The organism is Xanthomonas sp. NCPPB 3761 (assembly GCF_041475705.2).
Classification (GTDB): domain Bacteria; phylum Pseudomonadota; class Gammaproteobacteria; order Xanthomonadales; family Xanthomonadaceae; genus Xanthomonas; species Xanthomonas phaseoli.
Map to the genome: position 1 here is coordinate 1,670,430 of NZ_CM191262.1, position 17,627 is coordinate 1,688,056.

Annotated in this window: 15 protein-coding genes; all 15 read right to left on the reverse strand. The window is 65.5% G+C overall.

The window, feature by feature from the left end; all coding sequences use genetic code 11:
- Positions 1-55: 55 nt before the first annotated feature.
- The 15 genes from bamA to ACCQ00_RS07410 all read right to left on the reverse strand — a co-directional run bounded on the left by bamA (position 56) and on the right by ACCQ00_RS07410 (position 17,624).
- A complete protein-coding gene (bamA, locus tag ACCQ00_RS07340; protein ID WP_039575404.1) occupies positions 56-2,422 on the reverse strand; it encodes an outer membrane protein assembly factor BamA in 2,367 nt (788 codons plus the stop codon).
- Positions 2,423-2,505: 83 nt separating this feature from the next.
- On the reverse strand, positions 2,506-3,852 hold the full coding sequence (gene rseP, locus ACCQ00_RS07345; RefSeq protein WP_039575401.1) for an RIP metalloprotease RseP: 1,347 nt from the start codon (positions 3,850-3,852) through the stop codon (positions 2,506-2,508).
- A 26-nt stretch (positions 3,853-3,878) separates the two neighbouring features.
- Positions 3,879-5,069 (reverse strand): 1-deoxy-D-xylulose-5-phosphate reductoisomerase, encoded by a 1,191-nt coding sequence (locus ACCQ00_RS07350; RefSeq protein WP_039575398.1) that lies wholly within the window; start codon positions 5,067-5,069, stop codon positions 3,879-3,881.
- 2 nt (positions 5,070-5,071) lie between these two features.
- Entirely contained in the window at positions 5,072-5,899 is an 828-nt protein-coding gene (locus ACCQ00_RS07355; protein WP_039575395.1) for a phosphatidate cytidylyltransferase, read from the reverse strand.
- Positions 5,896-6,654 (reverse strand): polyprenyl diphosphate synthase, encoded by a 759-nt coding sequence (gene uppS / locus ACCQ00_RS07360; RefSeq protein ID WP_039575392.1) that lies wholly within the window; start codon positions 6,652-6,654, stop codon positions 5,896-5,898. The genes ACCQ00_RS07355 and uppS overlap by 4 nt, the downstream gene beginning before the upstream one ends.
- 17 nt (positions 6,655-6,671) lie before the next feature.
- On the reverse strand, positions 6,672-7,229 hold the full coding sequence (gene frr, locus ACCQ00_RS07365) for a ribosome recycling factor (RefSeq protein ID WP_005921623.1): 558 nt from the start codon (positions 7,227-7,229) through the stop codon (positions 6,672-6,674).
- A gap of 201 nt (positions 7,230-7,430) precedes the next feature.
- A complete protein-coding gene (pyrH, locus tag ACCQ00_RS07370) occupies positions 7,431-8,153 on the reverse strand; it encodes a UMP kinase (RefSeq protein WP_005911727.1) in 723 nt (240 codons plus the stop codon).
- A gap of 105 nt (positions 8,154-8,258) precedes the next feature.
- Entirely contained in the window at positions 8,259-9,782 is a 1,524-nt protein-coding gene (locus ACCQ00_RS07375) for a sensor domain-containing diguanylate cyclase (protein ID WP_017155692.1), read from the reverse strand.
- Between the two features lie 274 nt (positions 9,783-10,056).
- Positions 10,057-10,935 (reverse strand): translation elongation factor Ts, encoded by an 879-nt coding sequence (tsf, locus tag ACCQ00_RS07380; RefSeq protein WP_007962895.1) that lies wholly within the window; start codon positions 10,933-10,935, stop codon positions 10,057-10,059.
- A 169-nt stretch (positions 10,936-11,104) separates the two neighbouring features.
- On the reverse strand, positions 11,105-11,902 hold the full coding sequence (gene rpsB / locus ACCQ00_RS07385) for a 30S ribosomal protein S2 (protein WP_017155694.1): 798 nt from the start codon (positions 11,900-11,902) through the stop codon (positions 11,105-11,107).
- Positions 11,903-12,357: 455 nt separating this feature from the next.
- Complete coding sequence (locus ACCQ00_RS07390) at positions 12,358-13,071, reverse strand: fimbrial biogenesis chaperone (RefSeq protein ID WP_039583830.1); 714 nt, start codon at positions 13,069-13,071, stop codon at positions 12,358-12,360.
- Positions 13,072-13,073: 2 nt separating this feature from the next.
- Positions 13,074-13,406: a hypothetical protein gene (locus ACCQ00_RS07395; protein ID WP_039574794.1), complete on the reverse strand. Its 333-nt coding sequence runs from the start codon at positions 13,404-13,406 to the stop codon at positions 13,074-13,076.
- A gap of 48 nt (positions 13,407-13,454) precedes the next feature.
- On the reverse strand, positions 13,455-14,489 hold the full coding sequence (locus ACCQ00_RS07400; protein WP_039574792.1) for a Csu type fimbrial protein: 1,035 nt from the start codon (positions 14,487-14,489) through the stop codon (positions 13,455-13,457).
- Positions 14,486-16,837: a fimbria/pilus outer membrane usher protein gene (locus ACCQ00_RS07405; protein ID WP_372354097.1), complete on the reverse strand. Its 2,352-nt coding sequence runs from the start codon at positions 16,835-16,837 to the stop codon at positions 14,486-14,488. Before ACCQ00_RS07405 ends, ACCQ00_RS07400 begins: the two co-directional genes overlap by 4 nt.
- A gap of 16 nt (positions 16,838-16,853) precedes the next feature.
- Complete coding sequence (locus tag ACCQ00_RS07410; RefSeq protein WP_039574789.1) at positions 16,854-17,624, reverse strand: fimbrial biogenesis chaperone; 771 nt, start codon at positions 17,622-17,624, stop codon at positions 16,854-16,856.
- Between the last annotated feature and the right edge of the window lie 3 nt (positions 17,625-17,627).

The window sequence follows — 17,627 nt, forward strand, 5'->3', positions numbered from 1 at the left end:
TCAAACAACAATGGCGGCCCGGGCATCCGGGCCGCCATTGTTGCGCGTGCCAATCTTAGAACTGGCCGCCGAAGGTGAACTGCAGACGCTCGATCTCGTCGTTGTCTTCCTTCTTCAGCGGGAATGCGTAGCTGATCGAAATGGGGCCGACCGGCGCGCGCCACAACAGCGCCACACCGGTGGAGGCGCGCAGCTCGTTGGCCTTGAAGTTGTCCACGCCGTTGTACACGTTGCCGAAATCGACGAATGCCGAAACGCGCGCTGACGGGCTGTCGAACAGCTTGGGGAAATACATTTCCACCGAACCCACGGTCTTGAACGAGCCACCCAGCGGCTGGCCGCGGGTATAGCCGTTGATCGCTTCCGAACGCGGGCCCAGGGTGTTGTCTTCGAAGCCACGGACCGAATTGGTACCGCCGGCGTAGAAGTTCTCGTAGAACGGCAGGCCGGTGGCGGTGACCGTGCGGGTGCTGCCATCCGGGTTGGTCAGCACGCGGGTGCTGTCCTTCCCGTAACTGTCGCCATAGCCCAGTTCGAAGCGCGTGTTCAACACCAGTGCCGGAATGATCGGCCAGTAGTTGGAGATCTGGTAGTTGAGCTTGTAGTACTCGACCGTGGAGCCGGGCAGGGTGGTTTCCAGGCCCACACGCTGGTACATGCCGCGGGTCGGCATGAAGAAGTCGTTGCGGGTGTCGCGTGCCCAGCCCAGCTCCGTGCGCCATGCATGGAAGGTGCGCGTGCCGATCGCATTGATGTAGTCGATGATCGCCTGCGGCGTGGTACCGGCGAAGGTCGTGATCTGGTTGCTGTCGATACCCACCATTGCCGAGACGGTGTCGTTTTCGGTGATCGGCACGCCGAACACCACCTGCGCCGAACCGTTCTTGCTGTTGAACTGCGCGGTGTTGAAGTCCGAGTAATCCAGCGCGCGCCAGGACAGGTTGTAGCCCAGCGATACGCCGTCGTCGGTAAAGAACGGGTTGGTGTAGGAGAACGCGTAGCGCTGCTGGTAGCTGCTGCGCGAAGCCTCCACTGCCACGCGGTTACCGCCACCCAGGAAGTTGTTCTGCGACAACTGCACCGAGGTGGTCACACCGAAGCTCTGCGAGTAGCCCAGACCGAACACGAAGCTGCCGGAGGTGGTCTCCTTGACGTTGTAGACCACGTCGACCTGGTCGTTGCTGCCGGGCACCGCGGGCGTTTCCACGTCCACGCTTTCGAAGTAGCCCAGGCGCTGCAGACGGATCTTGGAACGGTCGATCGCGGCCTGCGAATACCAGGTGTTTTCGAACTGGCGCATTTCGCGGCGCAAGACCTCGTCGGAGGTGCGGCTGTTGCCCTTGTAGAGGATGCGGCGCACGGTCACGCGCGGGCCGGGCACCACCTGCAGGTTCACGGCCACGGTGCGGTCTTCGCGGTTCGGGGTCGGGATGGGGTTGACCTTGGCGAACGCGTAACCGACGTTGCTCAGCGTGTTGGTGATCGCATCGGAGGTGTACTCCAGCAACGCACGCGAGAAGATGTCACCGGCCTTGGGAATCACCAGACGCTCGATGTCGGCCTGCGGCAGCACGGTGTCGCCGGTCACCTTGATTTCGGAAATCTTGTACTGCTCGCCCTCGGTGACGCCGGCGCTGATGAACATGTCGCGCTTGTCGGGGCTGATCGAGACCTGGGTGGAGTCGATGCTGAAGTCGACATAGCCGCGGTCCAGGTACCAGGAGTTGAGCTTTTCCAGGTCGCCGGACATCTTTTCCTTGGAGTACTGGTCGTCGCGGCGGTACCACGAGGCCCAGTTGTGCTCCTTGGATTCCCAGTTGTCCAGGATGTCCTCGTTGGCGAACTTTTCCGTACCGATCAGGTTGACGTGGCGGATCTTGGCCGCCTTGCCTTCCTTGATCGCAATGGCCACGTCGACGCGGTTACGGTCCAGCGGGCTCACCGTCGGGGTGATTTCCACGTTGTACTTACCGCGGTTGTTGTACTGGCGGGTCAGTTCCTGGGTCACGCGGTCCAGGCTCAGGCGATCGAAGGTGCCGCCCTCGGACAGGCCGATGTCGCCCAGGCCCTTGAGCAGTTCCTCGGACTTGATGTCCTTGTTGCCGGTCACGGTGAGCTTGTTGATCGCCGGGCGCTCCTTGACCGTGATCACCAGGATGTTGCCCTGGCGATCCAGCTGCACGTCCTCGAAGAAGCTGGTGCGGTAGAGCGCACGGATCGCGTCCGCCACCTTGGCATCGTCCACGGTGTCGCCGCGGTTCACCGGCAGATAGGTGAATACGGTGCCGGAGGCGATGCGCTGCAGGCCGTCGACGCGGATGTCGCTGGCAACGAACGGCTCGACGGCCAGAGCAACGGCCGGCAGGCTGAGGCCGGCGGCAAGAGCGAGGGCAAGCAGGCGGCGAGTGGGAAGACGCGTCATGTCACATCCGGTTGGAGTCGTATTCGGGTGTTGCTGGATGCCGGCGTATGACGACGACAACAGGCGGAAAGAGTGGAGCAGCTTCATCGTGGAACCAGGCCGAGGATGTCGTTGTAGAACGCCAGTCCCATCAACCCGGCCAGGACCGCCAGGCCGACGTATTGTCCGGCAATCATGGCCCGTTCGCTGATCGGGCTGCCCTTGATCAACTCGATAAGGTAATACAGCAGATGCCCACCGTCCAAGATCGGGATGGGCATCAGGTTGATGATCGCAAGGCTGAGCGACAGCAACCCGAGGAAATACAGGAACCAGTCGAGCCCGCGTTCGGCCGAGGCGTTGGCGGCGCGCGCAATGGTGACCGGGCCGGAGATGTTCTTGACCGAGGCCTGGCCGGTCAGCATGCGCTTCATCATGCCCAGCGAATCGGCGGTCATCCGGCCGGTTTCGCGGATCGCGGCCGGCACGGCGGCGAACAGCCCGTACTGCTGGCGGCTGTCGTATGCCGGAGCCGGGGCGGCGGCCGGACGCACGCCGATCATCCATTGGCCCTGCGGCGACTTGCGCGGCGCGATTTCCAGCGCCAGCCGGTCTTCGCCGCGCGCCACCTCGATCATGCCCGGCCCGCCGTGGGCGCCCAACGCCTGCACCTGCGGAATGATGTCCTCGGCCGAGCGGATCGGCTGGCCATCGATGGCCACGATGCGGTCGCCCGGCTTGAGCAGGCCATCGGCCACCGAGCCCTTCACCACTTCGGCAATCACCGGTGGCTGCAGCATGAACTGCCAGCCGATGCCGGCCAGTGCGGCCACGCGGCGTTCGTCGAAACCGACCGGCAACTGCGACAGCCGCAAGGTGTGTTCGCTGCTGCTCGCAGTGTCGGAGGCGGTCAGGACGCGGACATCGCGCCTGTCCATTGCCGCAGTGGTGAGCTGCAGGCTGGCATCGCTCCAGCTGCTCACGCTGCGGCCGTCGATGCGTACGATGCGCTCGCCGGCAGTCAGTCCGGCTTCGGCGGCCAGGCCATCGGCGCGACCGACGGTTGCCGAATAATCCTGCTTGCCTACCACGAACATCGCCCACAGCATCGCCATGCACAGCATCAGGTTGGCGATGGGGCCCGCCGCGACGATCGCGATGCGCTGCCACACGGTCTTGCGATTGAAGGCCTGGTCCTGCTCGGCCGGATGCACGTCGCCTTCGCGCTCGTCGAGCATTTTGACGTAGCCGCCCAGCGGGATCGCGGCGACCACGAACTCGGTGCCGTGGCGATCGCGGCGCATCCACAGCGGTTTGCCGAAGCCCACCGAAAAACGCAGCACCTTGACGCCGCAGCGCCGCGCGACCCAGAAATGCCCGAATTCGTGAAAGGTCACCAACACGCCCAGGCTGACGATCATCCACCAGACCGAACCGATGAAATCACCCATGTGTGCAGCTCGTGTGCGTGGAACGATCAGGCATGAAGGGCGTGATGGGCGAGGGCGCGTTCAGTGATTTGCCGGGCTTGCGCATCGGCAAAAAGCAGGGTGTCGAGGGAATCGGCATTGTGCCGCTGGAGCGTTGTCAGTGTGTGTTCGACCAACGCAGGGATCGCTAGGAAACCCACCTGGCCCTGAAGAAAGGCTGAAACAGCCACTTCATTGGCCGCGTTCAGGATCGCCGGGGTGGTGCCGCCGGCCCGTAATGCGTCCCAGGCCAGACGCAGACACGGGAATGCGGCGGTGTCGGGGGCCTCGAAATCCAGCCGGCCCTGGGTCAGCAGGTCAAGTCCGGCGACACCGGAGTCGACCCGCTCCGGCCACGCCAAGCCCACCGCCAGGGTGGTACGCATGTCCGGCAGGCCAAGCTGGGCAAGGGTAGAGCCGTCGACGAATTCCACCAGCGAATGCACCAGGCTCTGCGGATGCACCAGCACATCGATCTGCTCGCCCGGCAGTCCGAACAAGTGATGCGCCTCGATGACTTCCAGGCCCTTGTTCATCAGGGTCGCCGAATCCACCGAGATCTTCGGTCCCATCGACCATTTCGGGTGAGCGACGGCCTGCGCTGGCGTTACCGCCGTCAGCGCCCCACGGTCCCAGCCACGGAACGGACCGCCCGAGGCGGTCAGCACCACGCGGCGCACGCCACGACTGGCGTCGCAGGAGCGCAGGCACTGGAAGATGGCGCTGTGCTCGCTGTCGATCGGGATGATTTCAGCCCCGGCGGCGGCTGCGGTGCGGGTCAGCAGCTCGCCGGCCAGCACCAGGGATTCCTTGTTGGCCAGCAACAGGCGCTTGCCGGCGCGCGCTGCCGCCAGCGTAGACGGCAGCCCGGCCGCACCCACGATCGCCGCCACCACGGTGTCGCACGCATCGCTGCTCGCCAGTGCGTCCAGCGCCTCGGCGCCGGCATGCGCCTGGGTCGCCAGGCCCAGTGCGCGCAGGCCATCGCGCAGTGCCGGGTACAGCGTCGTCTCGGCAATCACCGCATGCGCAGGCCGGTGGGTTGCGCAGAGCGCCAGCAGCTCGTCGACCTTGCTGCCGGCCGACAGCACGCTGGCGCGCAGCCGCTCGGGATGGCGCGCGATCACGTCCAGTGCCGATGCGCCGATCGAGCCGGTGGCGCCGAACACGGCAACCTGACGGGGGGAAGAGCCAGCCATGCTTAGAATCCGAGAATTTCCTTGCCGAGTGCGAACACCGGCAGGGCAGCGAGCACGCCATCGATGCGGTCCAGCACGCCGCCATGGCCAGGAATTAGCGTGCCCGAGTCCTTGGCGCCGGCGTGGCGCTTGAGCAGGCTTTCGAACAGGTCGCCCAGCACCGATGCCAGTACCGCCAGCGCGGAGACCAGCACCAGCTGCGGCACATGCGCCAGGGTCAGCCCGGCCAGCCAGCCGAACGCGCAGGCAACCGCAATCCCGGCGAGCAGGCCTCCGAGCAACCCTTCGATGGTCTTGTTGGGACTGACCCGCGGCGCCAGCTTGTGCTTGCCGAACGCGCGGCCGGCGAAATACGCACCGGAGTCGGCCGCCCACACAATGGTCAGCGCGGTCAGCAACCATAGGTTGCCCTTGTCCGGGCTGGCATGCAGCAGCACCAGCGCCGCCCATGCCGGCAGCACCGCCAGGGTGCCGGCGGCCAGCTTGAGTGCGCGCGCCTGGCCGTTGCCGTGATCGGCGCCGAAGGTGAAAAAGCGCAGCCATAGCAGCGCCAACAGCCACCACGCCACGCCGACCAGCGACGCAATCTGGAACAGCACCATCGAGCCGGCCGAGGCCCACACCATCAGCACCATCAGCAGCAGATTGAGCATCAGCAGCACGGTGCGCGGCAGGCTGTCGTCGATGCCGGAGAGTTTGAGCCACTCCCACAGACCGGTCAGGAACAGGACCGCCGCCAGCGCTGCCAGCCATTGAGTGGGCAGCAGCACGATCGCGCAAATCGCGAGCGGCGCCATGATCAGCGCGGCAATCACGCGGGTCTTGGTCATGCGGAGGAGCTCTCCGTCGCCTTGTCGGCGATCTGTGCGCTGGTCAGGCCGAAGCGGCGTTCACGCCCGGCATAGTCGTCCAGCGCTTGCTGCAGCACGCCGGCATCGAACTCCGGCCACAGGGTTTCGGTGAACCACAGCTCGGTGTAAGCCAGCTGCCACAACAGGAAATTACTGATGCGGGTGTCGCCACCGGTGCGGATGAACAGATCCGGCGCGGGCAGGTCGGCCAGGGCGACCCGGCTGGACAGCAGTGCTTCGTCGATCTGCTCTGGCTGCAGGCGGCCGGCAGCCACGTCTTCGGCCAACGCGCGGGCCGCCGCGGCGATGTCCTGGCGGCCGCCGTAGCTGGCGGCGATGCTCAGCACCAGCCGCGAGTTCGCTGCGGTGCTGCGCTCGGCGCCGGCCATGCGGTCGCGCAATGGTGCGGCAAAGCGGCTGCGGTCGCCGATGAAGCGCACCTGCACGCCACGTCGCTGCAATTCTTCGACTTCGCGGTCGAGCGCATGCAGGAACAGCTTCATCAACGCATCGACCTCATCCTGCGGACGGCCCCAGTTTTCACTGGAAAACGCGAACAGGGTCAGCGCCGACACGCCTTTTTCAAGGCAGAAATCGATCGTGCGATTGACCGCGCGCGCGCCGGCACGGTGGCCGATGACGCGCGGACGCCGCCGACGCTGCGCCCAACGCCCATTGCCATCCATGATGATGGCAATGTGGCGCGGCACAGCAGCAGAGGAGACGGGATGCATGGCAGGCGATGCCACGATCAGACCGTCATCAATTCCTGTTCCTTGCCCTTGACGACCTCATCCACGTCCTTGATGGCCTTGTCGGTCAGTTTCTGGATGTCGTCTTCGGCGCTGCGGGCCTCGTCTTCGGTGACGGCCTTGTCCTTGAGCAGATCCTTGACTTGCTGGTTGGCATCGCGGCGGATGTTGCGGATCGCCACCTTGCTGTCTTCGCCCTCGCCATGCACGGACTTGCTGAGCTCCTTGCGGCGCTCCTCGGTCAGCGGCGGCAGGTTCAGGCGGATCACGGTGCCGACCACGGTCGGAGTCAGGCCCAGATCCGAGGCATAAATGGCTTTTTCCACGTCCTTGATCATGCCCTTGTCGAACAGGCTGATGACCAGCGAGCGGCCTTCGGACACGCTGATGCTGGCAACCTGATTCAGGGGCGTGTCGGCGCCGTAGGCCTTGACCTTGATGCCGTCCAGCAGCGCCGGCGAGGCACGGCCGGTACGGATGGTGGTGAGGGAATGGCGCAGAGCATCGATGCTCTTGGTCATGCGCGTCTGCGCGTCTTGTTTGATCTGGGTGAGCATCGCCGGAATCCGTGTGGAGCTGAATCCGGAGATTATAGCCGGGACTGAGGTTTCACGACTCGCGGGCCGTCAGCACCCGCGCAGCCGGTTCACTTGCCGCCCCTTTTTAGGTGCCGAGTCCGCGGGTTGGAGATCGCCGCACAGCTCGCGGACTGCGCCTTGCGATTCCCCAATCCCGATTCCCGATTCCCGATTCCCGCCTCAGCTACGGCCCTGCACCAACGTGCCGATCTGCTCGCCATGCAGGATGCGCAGCAGCACGCCCGGTTCGCTCATGCCGAAGATGCGCAGCGGCAGGTCGCTGTCGCGCGCCAGCGCGAATGCGGCGGTGTCCATCACTTCCAGGCCCTGCAGAATCACCTGGTCGTAGGTCAGGCTGTCGTAGCGCACCGCATCGGTGTGCTTCTTCGGGTCCTTGTCGTACACGCCGTCGACCTTGGTTGCCTTGAGCAGCAGGTCGGCACCGATCTCGATCGCGCGCAGCGCCGCGCCCGAGTCGGTGGTGAAGAACGGGTTGCCGGTGCCGGCGGCGAAGATCGCGATGCGGCCCTTTTCCAGGTGACGGATCGCGCGGCGACGGATGAAGTCTTCGCAGACATCGTTGATCTTGATCGCGCTCATCACGCGCACCTTGGCGCCAAGCTTTTCCAGCGCATCCTGCATGGCCAGCGCGTTGATCACCGTGGCCAGCATGCCCATGTGATCGCCGGTGACGCGGTCCATGCCGCTGGCGGCCAGGCCGGCGCCGCGGAAGATGTTGCCGCCGCCGATGACCAGGGCCACCTGCGCGCCGGCCTGCTGGGCTTCGATCACTTCATGCGCCAGACGATTGATGACCTTGGGATCGATGCCGTAATCCCCGTCCCCCATCAGCGCCTCCCCGGAAAGTTTGAGAAGAATGCGGCGATAGGAAAGTTCGGACATGGGAAACCTCGGGGGTGGGGGATCGGCAAACGCCGACAATTCTAGCGGAAGCCTGTCACCTGACGTGGTAAAAATTCCTTTGTCGGCAGTGGCGTGACCGGTTGCTCAGTGCGCGCGCGGGTTCGGCGGCGTTGGTACATCGGTCGCATCGTATGCGGTGACGCGGTTGCGGCCGCGATGCTTGGAGCGATACAGCGTGCTGTCGGCGGCCTGCAACAAATGGTCGATGCTGTCGAACTGGCGCTCGGCACCGCCGTGCGTGGCAAGACCTGCAGAGAACGTGATATGCAGTGGGCCGCCCTGCAGTTGCGCCATCGGCGTGCGTGCGGTTTCGGCCAGGATGCGCTCGATCACCATCAACGCCGCATCGGCGGGTGTATTGGGCAGGATCACCAGGAATTCTTCGCCGCCGTAGCGCGCCACCAGGTCGCTGGTGCGCACCATGCGTTGCAGCGTTTGCGCGAAATTACGCAACACTTCATCGCCGACCAGATGCCCGTGCGCATCGTTGACGCGCTTGAAGTCGTCCAGGTCGATGAAGGCGATCGACAGCGGCCAGCCCTGGCGCGAGGCCAGTTCGAACTCATGCGTCAGCGCAGTACCGAGCTGATGCCGGTTGAACACGCCGGTCAGCGCATCGCGGCTGGCCTGTTCGGCCAGGTGACGCATGCGGTTTTCCGATTCGTCGGCATGCCGGCGCGCTTCGGCCACGTCCTGCAATTCGCGCAGGCTACGCAGCATCGCCAGTTCACGCGCCTGCTCGAAGATCATCTGGATGTGCTCGGGCTGCGGCACGCGGATGTCGAACAGCGCCTCCAGTTCCGGCAGCGATTCGGCGATGCGTTCGATCACCTTCTCGAAGCGTTCGGCATCGAGCTCCAGCACGTCCTGGGCCTGTTGCTGCGCATGTTCGGTTGCGGCGACAGCACTGGCCGAAAGCCAGATATCGGCCAGGCGCCCGGACAGCGCCACGCAGGCCATGAACGGTTCCAGGCCGGCCGGTTCTTCTTCGCTCTGCGCAATCGCATTCTGCAGATACGGCGGCAGTTGCCACTGATGCGCCAGCCAGGCGCCGACTTCGGCATGCGTGGCGCCCAGCTGTTCGCGTTCGGCATTCAGCAGCGCGGTGTTGTCGGCGGCCTGTTCCAGCAGCGGCCCGTAGAGATCGGGCGCGCCTTGCAACAGGGCCAGCTTGCCGATGTCCTGCAGCAGGCCAGCCAGCATCAATTCTTCGGGTTTGCGGATGCCGTAGGCCTGGCCGAGGATGCGACTGGCCAGCGCGCATAGGCCGGCGCGGCGCCAGATGCGTTCATGCAAGGGGTGGGCGATGAAGGTGCTGCGCACGCCGTGCACCATCGAAAAGCCCAATGCCAGGCTCAAGGTCGCGTTGAGGCCGAGCATGGTCAGCGCCTGGCCGAGATTGTCGATGCGGCGGCGACTGGCGTAGAGCGGCGAATTGGCCACCCGCAGCATGCGTGCGCTCAATGCCATGTCCATGCCGATGACCTTGGCCGTGGTGGTCATGTCCACGTCCGGATCCTGCGCAAGTTCGATGATGCGCAGCGCAACCCCGGGCGGCGAGGGCAGGTTGCGGCAGTAGTGCAGGGCGGCCTGGAGATCTGGTTGCATGAGTCATCGCCAACAGTGGCCACAAGCATACAGCTGCGGTCGTTGAGTGGGGCGCGCCATGCTCGGCCATCGCCGCGCCACAAAACATGCGTGATGAACGCCAAAGCCTGGTCGGCACCTTCAGGTAACGGCAATGCCGATGACATCTGTAGAGTTGAGGCCGTTTGCCGCGGTGCCGGATGCGTCCGCTTCAGGTTCGCGCCCGTGTGCGGATGCGCGACCGATAGGCAAAAAAAAGCCGCGGCATGCCGCGGCTTTTTCCCGAGCGGGAAGATCAGGCCAGGCCGGCCTGCTTCATCACTTCGGCGGCGTAGTCTTCCACCACCTTCTCGATGCCTTCGCCAACAGCCAGGCGCTGGAAGCCGATCACGTCGGCGCCGGCGGCCTTGACTGCCTGCTCGACGGTCTGGTCGGTGTTGAGCACGTACGGCTGGCCGTACAGCGTGACCTCGTTGACGATCTTGCTGATCTTGCCGCTGATGATCTTTTCCAGGATGTCGGCCGGCTTGGCCTTGTCCTTTTCGGACATCTTGGCCAGCTCGATTTCCTTTTCCTTGGCGATGAAGTCGGCCGGCACGTCGGAAGCTTTCACGTGCGGCGGGTTCATGGCGGCGATGTGCATGGCGATGCCGCGCGCCAGCTCGATGTCGCCACCCTTCAGCTCGACCAGCACGCCGATACGGCCGCCGTGCACGTAGGCGGCGACGTTGTTGGCGCTGTCGATACGGACCAGGCGACGCACCTGCAGGTTCTCGCCGACCTTGGCGATGACCGCAGCGCGACGCTCTTCGATGGTCTCGCCGCTGTCGAGCTTGACGCTCTTGAGCGCTTCGGCATCGGCTGCATCCGAGTTCAGGGCAGCATTGGCCACGACTTCGGTGAAGGCCAGGAAGTTCTCGTCCTTGGCGACGAAGTCGGTCTCGGAGTTGACTTCGACCAGTACGGCCTTGCCGCCGGCCTGGGCGGTGGCGATGCGGCCTTCGGCGGCAACGCGGTCAGCCTTCTTGTCGGCCTTGGCCAGGCCCGACTTGCGCAGCCACTCGGCCGCGGCGTCGATGTCGCCTGCGTTTTCGACGAGTGCCTTCTTGCACTCCATCATGCCGGCGCCGGTGCGCTCGCGCAGTTCCTTGACCAGGGAAGCAGTGATTTCCATGGAATTACCTCATATGGACGAATGCGTGCGGCGGAAGTGATTCCGCCAGTAGGAGACGGTGCAGCATGCCGCCGCCCCCGTAGATGTATTCAGTCGCCTCAGCGACGGAGCGACAGGGCGCCGTCGGGGCTGCGGCCGCACAGCATGGTGCGGCCGCATTGCACGCCGATTACTCGGCGGCGTCGGCCTTCTTGTCGCCCTTCTTGGCCGGAGCGCGACGGCCCTTGCCTTCGTCGGCGGACTCGGCCGAGAACTCTTCTTCGCGAACAGAAGCGGCGTTCGGCGCAGCAGCCTTGCCTTCCAGCACGGCATCGGCAGCGGCGCGTGCATACAGCTGCACGGCGCGGATGGCGTCGTCGTTGCCCGGGATGGCGTAGTCGACCAGGGCCGGATCGTAGTTGGTATCGACCACGGCGATCACCGGAATGCCGAGCTTCTTGGCTTCCTTGATGGCGATGTCTTCATGGCCGATATCGATCACGAAGATCGCGTCGGGCAGGCGGTTCATTTCCTTGATGCCGCCGAGCGAGGCGTCCAGCTTCTCGCGCTCGCGACGCAGGCCCAGCACTTCGTGCTTGACCAGCTTGTCGAAGGTGCCGTCGGTTTCAGCGGCTTCCAGTTCCTTCAGGCGGGCAACCGACTGCTTGACGGTGCGGAAGTTGGTCAGCGTGCCGCCCAGCCAGCGCTGGGTCATGAACGGCATGTTGCAACGCTCGGCTTCTTCCTTGATGGACTCGCGCGCGCTGCGCTTAGTGCCCAGAAACAGCACGGTGCCGCGCTTCTGCGCAACCGAGGAGAGGAAGTTCATCGCGTCGTTGAAGAGCGGAACGGTCTTCTCGAGGTTGATGATGTGGATCTTGCCGCGCGCGCCGAAGATGTACGGCGCCATCTTGGGGTTCCAGTAGCGGGTCTGGTGGCCGAAATGGACGCCGGCTTCCAGCATCTGACGCATGGTGACTTGGGGCATTGCAGTAACTCCGTAAAAGCGGAATCGCCGTGCGCGGCTTGTTGTTGAAAAGTCCGCACATGGATGTGCGGGCCGTTGCGAGGGACTCGCATCAAATCGCACAAGATTCCGGGGTTGGGCTTCCCTGTTGCCTCCGCGACGAACCCCTTGTGAGGGCACCCCGGCGCGGATGGCGGCAGCAGGTGTGAATTCGTCGGTGACGTCCGACGTGGACGACGCAATGCGCAAGAGACGCAAAACAGCCGGCGGAGTATAGCTGGCTGGGTGATTTGGTGCAATTGGTATGGTTCTGAGGCAGCTGACAGGGATCGCTGGGAGATTCGGGAGTCGGGATTGGAGATTGGTTTAGAGCGGATCGCGAATGACCGGTCGTGTCGCACATGCCGAAGGACAGCGAGACCAGCAACGCTTTTGCGAATCCCCAATCCCCAATCCCGAATCCCCAATCCCGGCCCTCACGGCTCCAGGGCCAATGTACTCTCGATGTCGCTGTTGATACGCGCCACGAAGCGGCCGCTGCCTGCGGGCAGGTTGGCGGGCAAGGCCCATTGGCGGGTCTGGCCGGGGAGGACGTAGCCGGCCAGGTCGCCGCGGATGTTGCGGCGGGTGCCGCCGGCATCGATGTAGGCCAGGTCGGCCAGGCGTGCATGGCTGGAGCCGGAATTGTAGATACGCAACGCGCGCTGGCCGCCGTGCCCGGCCAGGCTGGCGTGCAACGCCGGTTGCGCTGCGCTGGCCTGGCTGGGCTGTGCAAACACCGGGGTGGAATAACGCAGCAGGTCGGTCTCGTTGCCGATCGCGTGCTGGGTCACGACAAGCCGGTAGCTGTCTTCGGCCTGGGTGGGGCTGGGGCCGAGGCGGATCACGCGCAGCAGCTGCCGCCCTTGCGGCGGAATTTCGAAGTGCGACGGGCTGACCGTGACGCCGGTGGCCGGCTCGAGGAGTTCGCGTTCGCCGTCCTGGCGCCAGCGGTAGAGCTTGGCGTCGGCACGCCATGGCTGTGCGGCCTGGTTGTAGAGCCAGACCGTTGCCTGGTCGCTGTCGGCCGGGATATGCGCGGTGGTCGGCGCGATGGCGATCTCGGCAGCGCTGGCGGCGCCGCTTGCTGCCACGCAGCCCAGGACCAGGGCCGAGGCCATCAGATCGCGAAGATAGCGGGCAGTGGCCATGCTCAAAACGCGATGGTGGTGATGCGCGCGGCGCCGGCGGGCATCGGCCCGGCAAGTGCGCTGGCGTCCTGGCCGGTGCTGGTGACGGCGGCTGCCTCATTGCTGCTGGGCGGCTCGGCAATCGCCATCGGCGTGCCCCTGGAGCAGCTGGCGCGCGGCGGCGCGGTACGCAGTTCGCAACCGCTGAGCAGGCGCAGGCCGATGTGCAGGGTGGAGTTTTCCGGCCCCTGCGCAGTGGCCGCGTTCGCCGCGGTAGAGGTCGCGGCGTAGGCAAGCGCAACCAGGGCCAGTCGTTTCAGGAGGGTGACCAGCGTCATGGAGGCAATCGTTTGCATTGGAGACGTAAGAAATAGCGACGCCCCCGATACGAACTTTATTAACTGTCAGTAAGTGATGGAGACGGTCACCGTGTCGGTGTAGGCGCCGGCAATCGGCAGCTGCGGGGCCGGCGCGCGTCCATAAACGGTGACCGTCTGGGTGGTGCCATTGCCGGTGCCGGACAGCGTGTCCACCCCGATGACGGTGCCCCACCGGCTACTGCGGCCGGTATTGCTGTAGAGCTCGTAGTTGACATAGTTGGCGCTGGTTGCGTGACGCATTCGCCGCACGCTGCCGCTGGCATTGCTGCCGTTGTCCAGGCCGATATTCCAGGCAGTGCGGTTGGTGCAGGCCAGGCTGATGGTGGAGGTGCGATCGATGGCGGCGTCGATGCTGCCGGCAATGCTGCCGAAGTCCAGATCGGTGGTGACGTAGGCATTGCAGCGTGCCGGCACAGTGGCCGAGGCAGTGAACGGGAAGGCGTTGCTGGCAGTCTTGGAGCCGGTGCCGCCGGCCGTACAGCTACTCGGCAGCGAGGGTATGCCGGTGATGCTTTCGTTGTAGGAGTAGCGCAGCACGGTGTCGGCGCCGCCAAAGCTGCTGGTGTGGTTGCCGACCGAGAGAATCTGGTTGGCCGGAATCCGCCCGTACACGGTGATGGTGGCGGTCTGCGAGCCGCCGGTGATCACCGGGACGTTGTAAGACAGCGTCAATGTCCGCGGCGAGGGGGCCGCCGACCCGGTGGCGCCCCAGATCTGCGTACGGGTTGCTTCGCTGTAGATCTGGAAATCCAGGCTGTCGCTGGTGGAGTTGAGCATGCGACGAGGCGCATACGCGCCGCTGCTGGCACTGCCGGGGCCAAGGTCCAGGCAGAGGCTGACTTGTGCATAGCCCAGCACGCTGAGCGCGGCGGTCGCGCAGGAAACGTTGAGGGTTGCCACCGCATCGGTGGTGCCGTTGGCCGCCACGTTGCCAAACGCCAACGGCGTGCCGAGGGTGACGGTGCAGGTGGTATCTGCGTGCGCCCGCTCGCTGGGCCCAAGCCACAGCATCGCGATCGTCAGCGCGAGCATCAGGCGCCAAAGCGTGGACATGCTCATGGGGTGGTCTGCTCGGGGATGCACTGCAGCGGACCCACCCGCGGGATGCCGCCCGGGTCGGCCGGATACGCGAACTGCGCAACGCAGCGGCCCTGGGGCAGGTCGACCAGGATGCGGTTGTCGCGTTGCAGGTTGTCCAGATAGGTTTCGCCGTCGTAGCCGACCACCACGCGTTCGGTACTGCCCTCGCGCTGTACCACGCTGCCGACGGGCAGCGGCGCGCCGTGCGCATCGTGCAGCACGATGATGGCGGCGCGCACGCGGGTAATGCCGAAGCGCACCGCCACGCCGGATTGCTGGCGCGGTGTCACCGTGGTGTCGACACGGTCCACGCGCAGGTCTGCCGGCAGGCTCAGGGTGTCGATGGAGAGCTGGTTGCGCTGCCACGATTGCAACGGCGTCACCAGCAGGGTGCCGCGCGCGTCGGTGACGCCGATCAAGCGGTTTTCCAGCCGTACCGGAATACCGGGCTGGCCGTCGGTGGAAACCACCGCGAACGCGTCCTGGATATCGCGCGCGGCGAAGGTGCGGCCATTCATCCACACCAGGCTGCCGCTGGCGCTGGCATAGCCGAAGGTATCGCCATCCTGGGTTGCTGCGCCGAGGTTGTAACGACCGACCCGGTTCAACCAGCCCAGTTCGGCCAGCCCGCCGCTGGCATCGTCGCCGGCACGTCCTTGCAGGCGCCAGCCGATGCCGCCCAGATCGCCATCGCCAGGCAGTGGCTGGCCGACGTCGGCCACCAGGCCGGTGCGGTCGCCGTTGCGCTGCATCGATGCGCTGGCCTGACGCACTTCGCCGAAGGTGGTCGACAGCGACAGATACAGGCTGCGATCGCGGGAGACATCCAGATTCTGATTGCCCGATAGATTGGCCGCCCAGTTGCGCCCGAAATTGCGCGACCAGAACACGCTGGCATAGCGCGAGGTATCGCCCTGCGGATAGCTCAGCCGCACATAGCTGGTGCCGAGCGAACCGATCGGGTCGACGTTGACCCCGACTGCTGCACGGTCGCTGACGCGCGCTGGCAGGGCGCCTTGCAGCGCGCCCAGGTCGCGATAATCGCCATGGGTGCGCTGGCTGCCCAGATTGACGTTGAAACGCCGGTTGTTCCAGGCGTAGCCCAGCACGTACTGGCCGCCACGCAGCGCGTCCATCTCGCTATGCGCGTAGGCGGCATTGAACACACCGCCCACGCCAAGCAGCCACACACCGCCTGCGCCTGCGTTGATCACGCCACCGCCAGTTTCGGCATGCGCTTCGATCGTGAAATCCTCGCGCAGGCCTTTGCGAAAGGTGGCGCTGGCCACACGACGTCTGTCATACGAGAACGAGCGCACGCCGTAGTCGCGGCGCAAATGGCCGATGCCGGCCGACCATTCGGAAATGCCGCGCGCCAGCAGCTGCGGTGTGCCATAGAACGCAAAATCCAGCCGACGCACGCGTCCGAACGCATCGGTCACCACGATCTGTGCCTGGCCGGTGCCGCTGATGCCCGGTTGCGCGGCCAGCTGAAACGGGCCGGCCGGCACCTGGCCGCTGTACTGGCGCAAGCCGTCCACATACATCTCGACGGTGGAAGGCACTGCCGCTTCGCCGAGAAAGCTCGGCGTTGGCGTCAGCACCCGATACGGTTGCAAGGCGTAATTGCGGCCGATCTGCACGCCGCCCAGGCGGATCGAGCGGCTCCAGTCGACAAAGCCGCTATAGAAATCGCCCACGCTGAGGCTGGTGGCGCTGTCCGGGAAATCCATCTGCCAGGCACTGTCCAGACGCACCGCTTCGCTGCGCCAGCGGTTGTCCTGTGGGCGGTCGTAGGCCAGAAAGACCGCGGTGGTATCGACCATGCCGCGCCCGATGCCGAAGGCGCGCACCTCGGTGGCCAGCGACGCGCTGCTGACGCCGGCGTTGCGGGTGGCATACAGGTCGTAATTGAGTAGCATGCCTGGCGATGCGGTGGCGCTGGGCGGGGCCACTTCTTCGGCCTTGAGCACGGTAGTGGACAACGACAGCTGGGCCAGCGGCGCCTGCAACGCGAGCCGCTGCAGCGCGGCGTCGTAGCGCACTTCCACGTCGGGCAGGCGGTCCAGATCGACCACTTCGCCAGGCACGCGGTCGGCCAGGATGAAGCCGAGTTTGCGCAGGGTTTCCACCGAGCCGCGTAGCCGCCCGTCGACCAGTTCGAAGGGTGCCAAGCCGCGGTCGGCCTGGTTCAAGGTCACGTCCAGATACAGCGTTTGCGGCTGTGGCGTGGCGCTGGGTGGCGGCTGATCGGGAAGCGACGCCACTTCGGCCAGATCGCCGGCTGCGGCGCTGCCCAGGCAACTGGCGGTCGCAAGCAGCGTCATCGCCAGCCGCGCCGCATCACGGTGCCGTCGGCGCGGCCAACAAAGTACGTTCGTCAGCCTCACCATTGATCCTTGCGATGATGGTGCCGCGGCCGAACTGCGCCAGCGGCGCATCCAGCGACCAGCGCATGGTTTGCCCGGGCAGCACATAACCGACCAAGCCGTTCAATGCGGTCTTGGTTGCGCCATCGACCTGGTGCCGCAGGTCGGCGACCTGCGCATGGCCGGTGCCGGTGTTGCTGATCTGGATCTGCGCCTTGCCGTCGCTGCCGGCAACCACTTGCGCGCTCAGGGTCGGCGAGGGTTCGGCGTTGCCGGGCGGCAGCAAGAAGATCGGCACCGAGTAACGCAGCACGAACTGCATGCCTTTGCGGTCGGCATCGGCGCTGGGCAGCTCGTCGACGATGATGCGGTAACACTGCTCCTGTCCGCTCGGGGCAGGCCCGGCGCGGATGACCCGGATCAACTGGCGCTCGCCAGCGGCCAGGGTGCGCATCGGCGGGCTGACCAGCAGATCCTGGGTGGGATCAAGCTGATCCTGCCCATCGCGTTGGGTCCAGCGATAGGCGCGGGTCTGCACCTGGACCGGCGCGCTGCCGCTGTTGCTCAGCCACAGGCCGTCGGCGGTCTGCTGGGCGCTCAGGCTCAGCGATGTGGGCGCCAGCTGCAGGCTGGCGGCATGCGCCGGCGTCGGCAGGGCGCCGTTGGCCATGACCAGCGTCATCGCCAGCCCGGCCGACATCAGCCAGGCAGGTAAACGTGACAACGGGCGGTGATGCACAGGCATGCG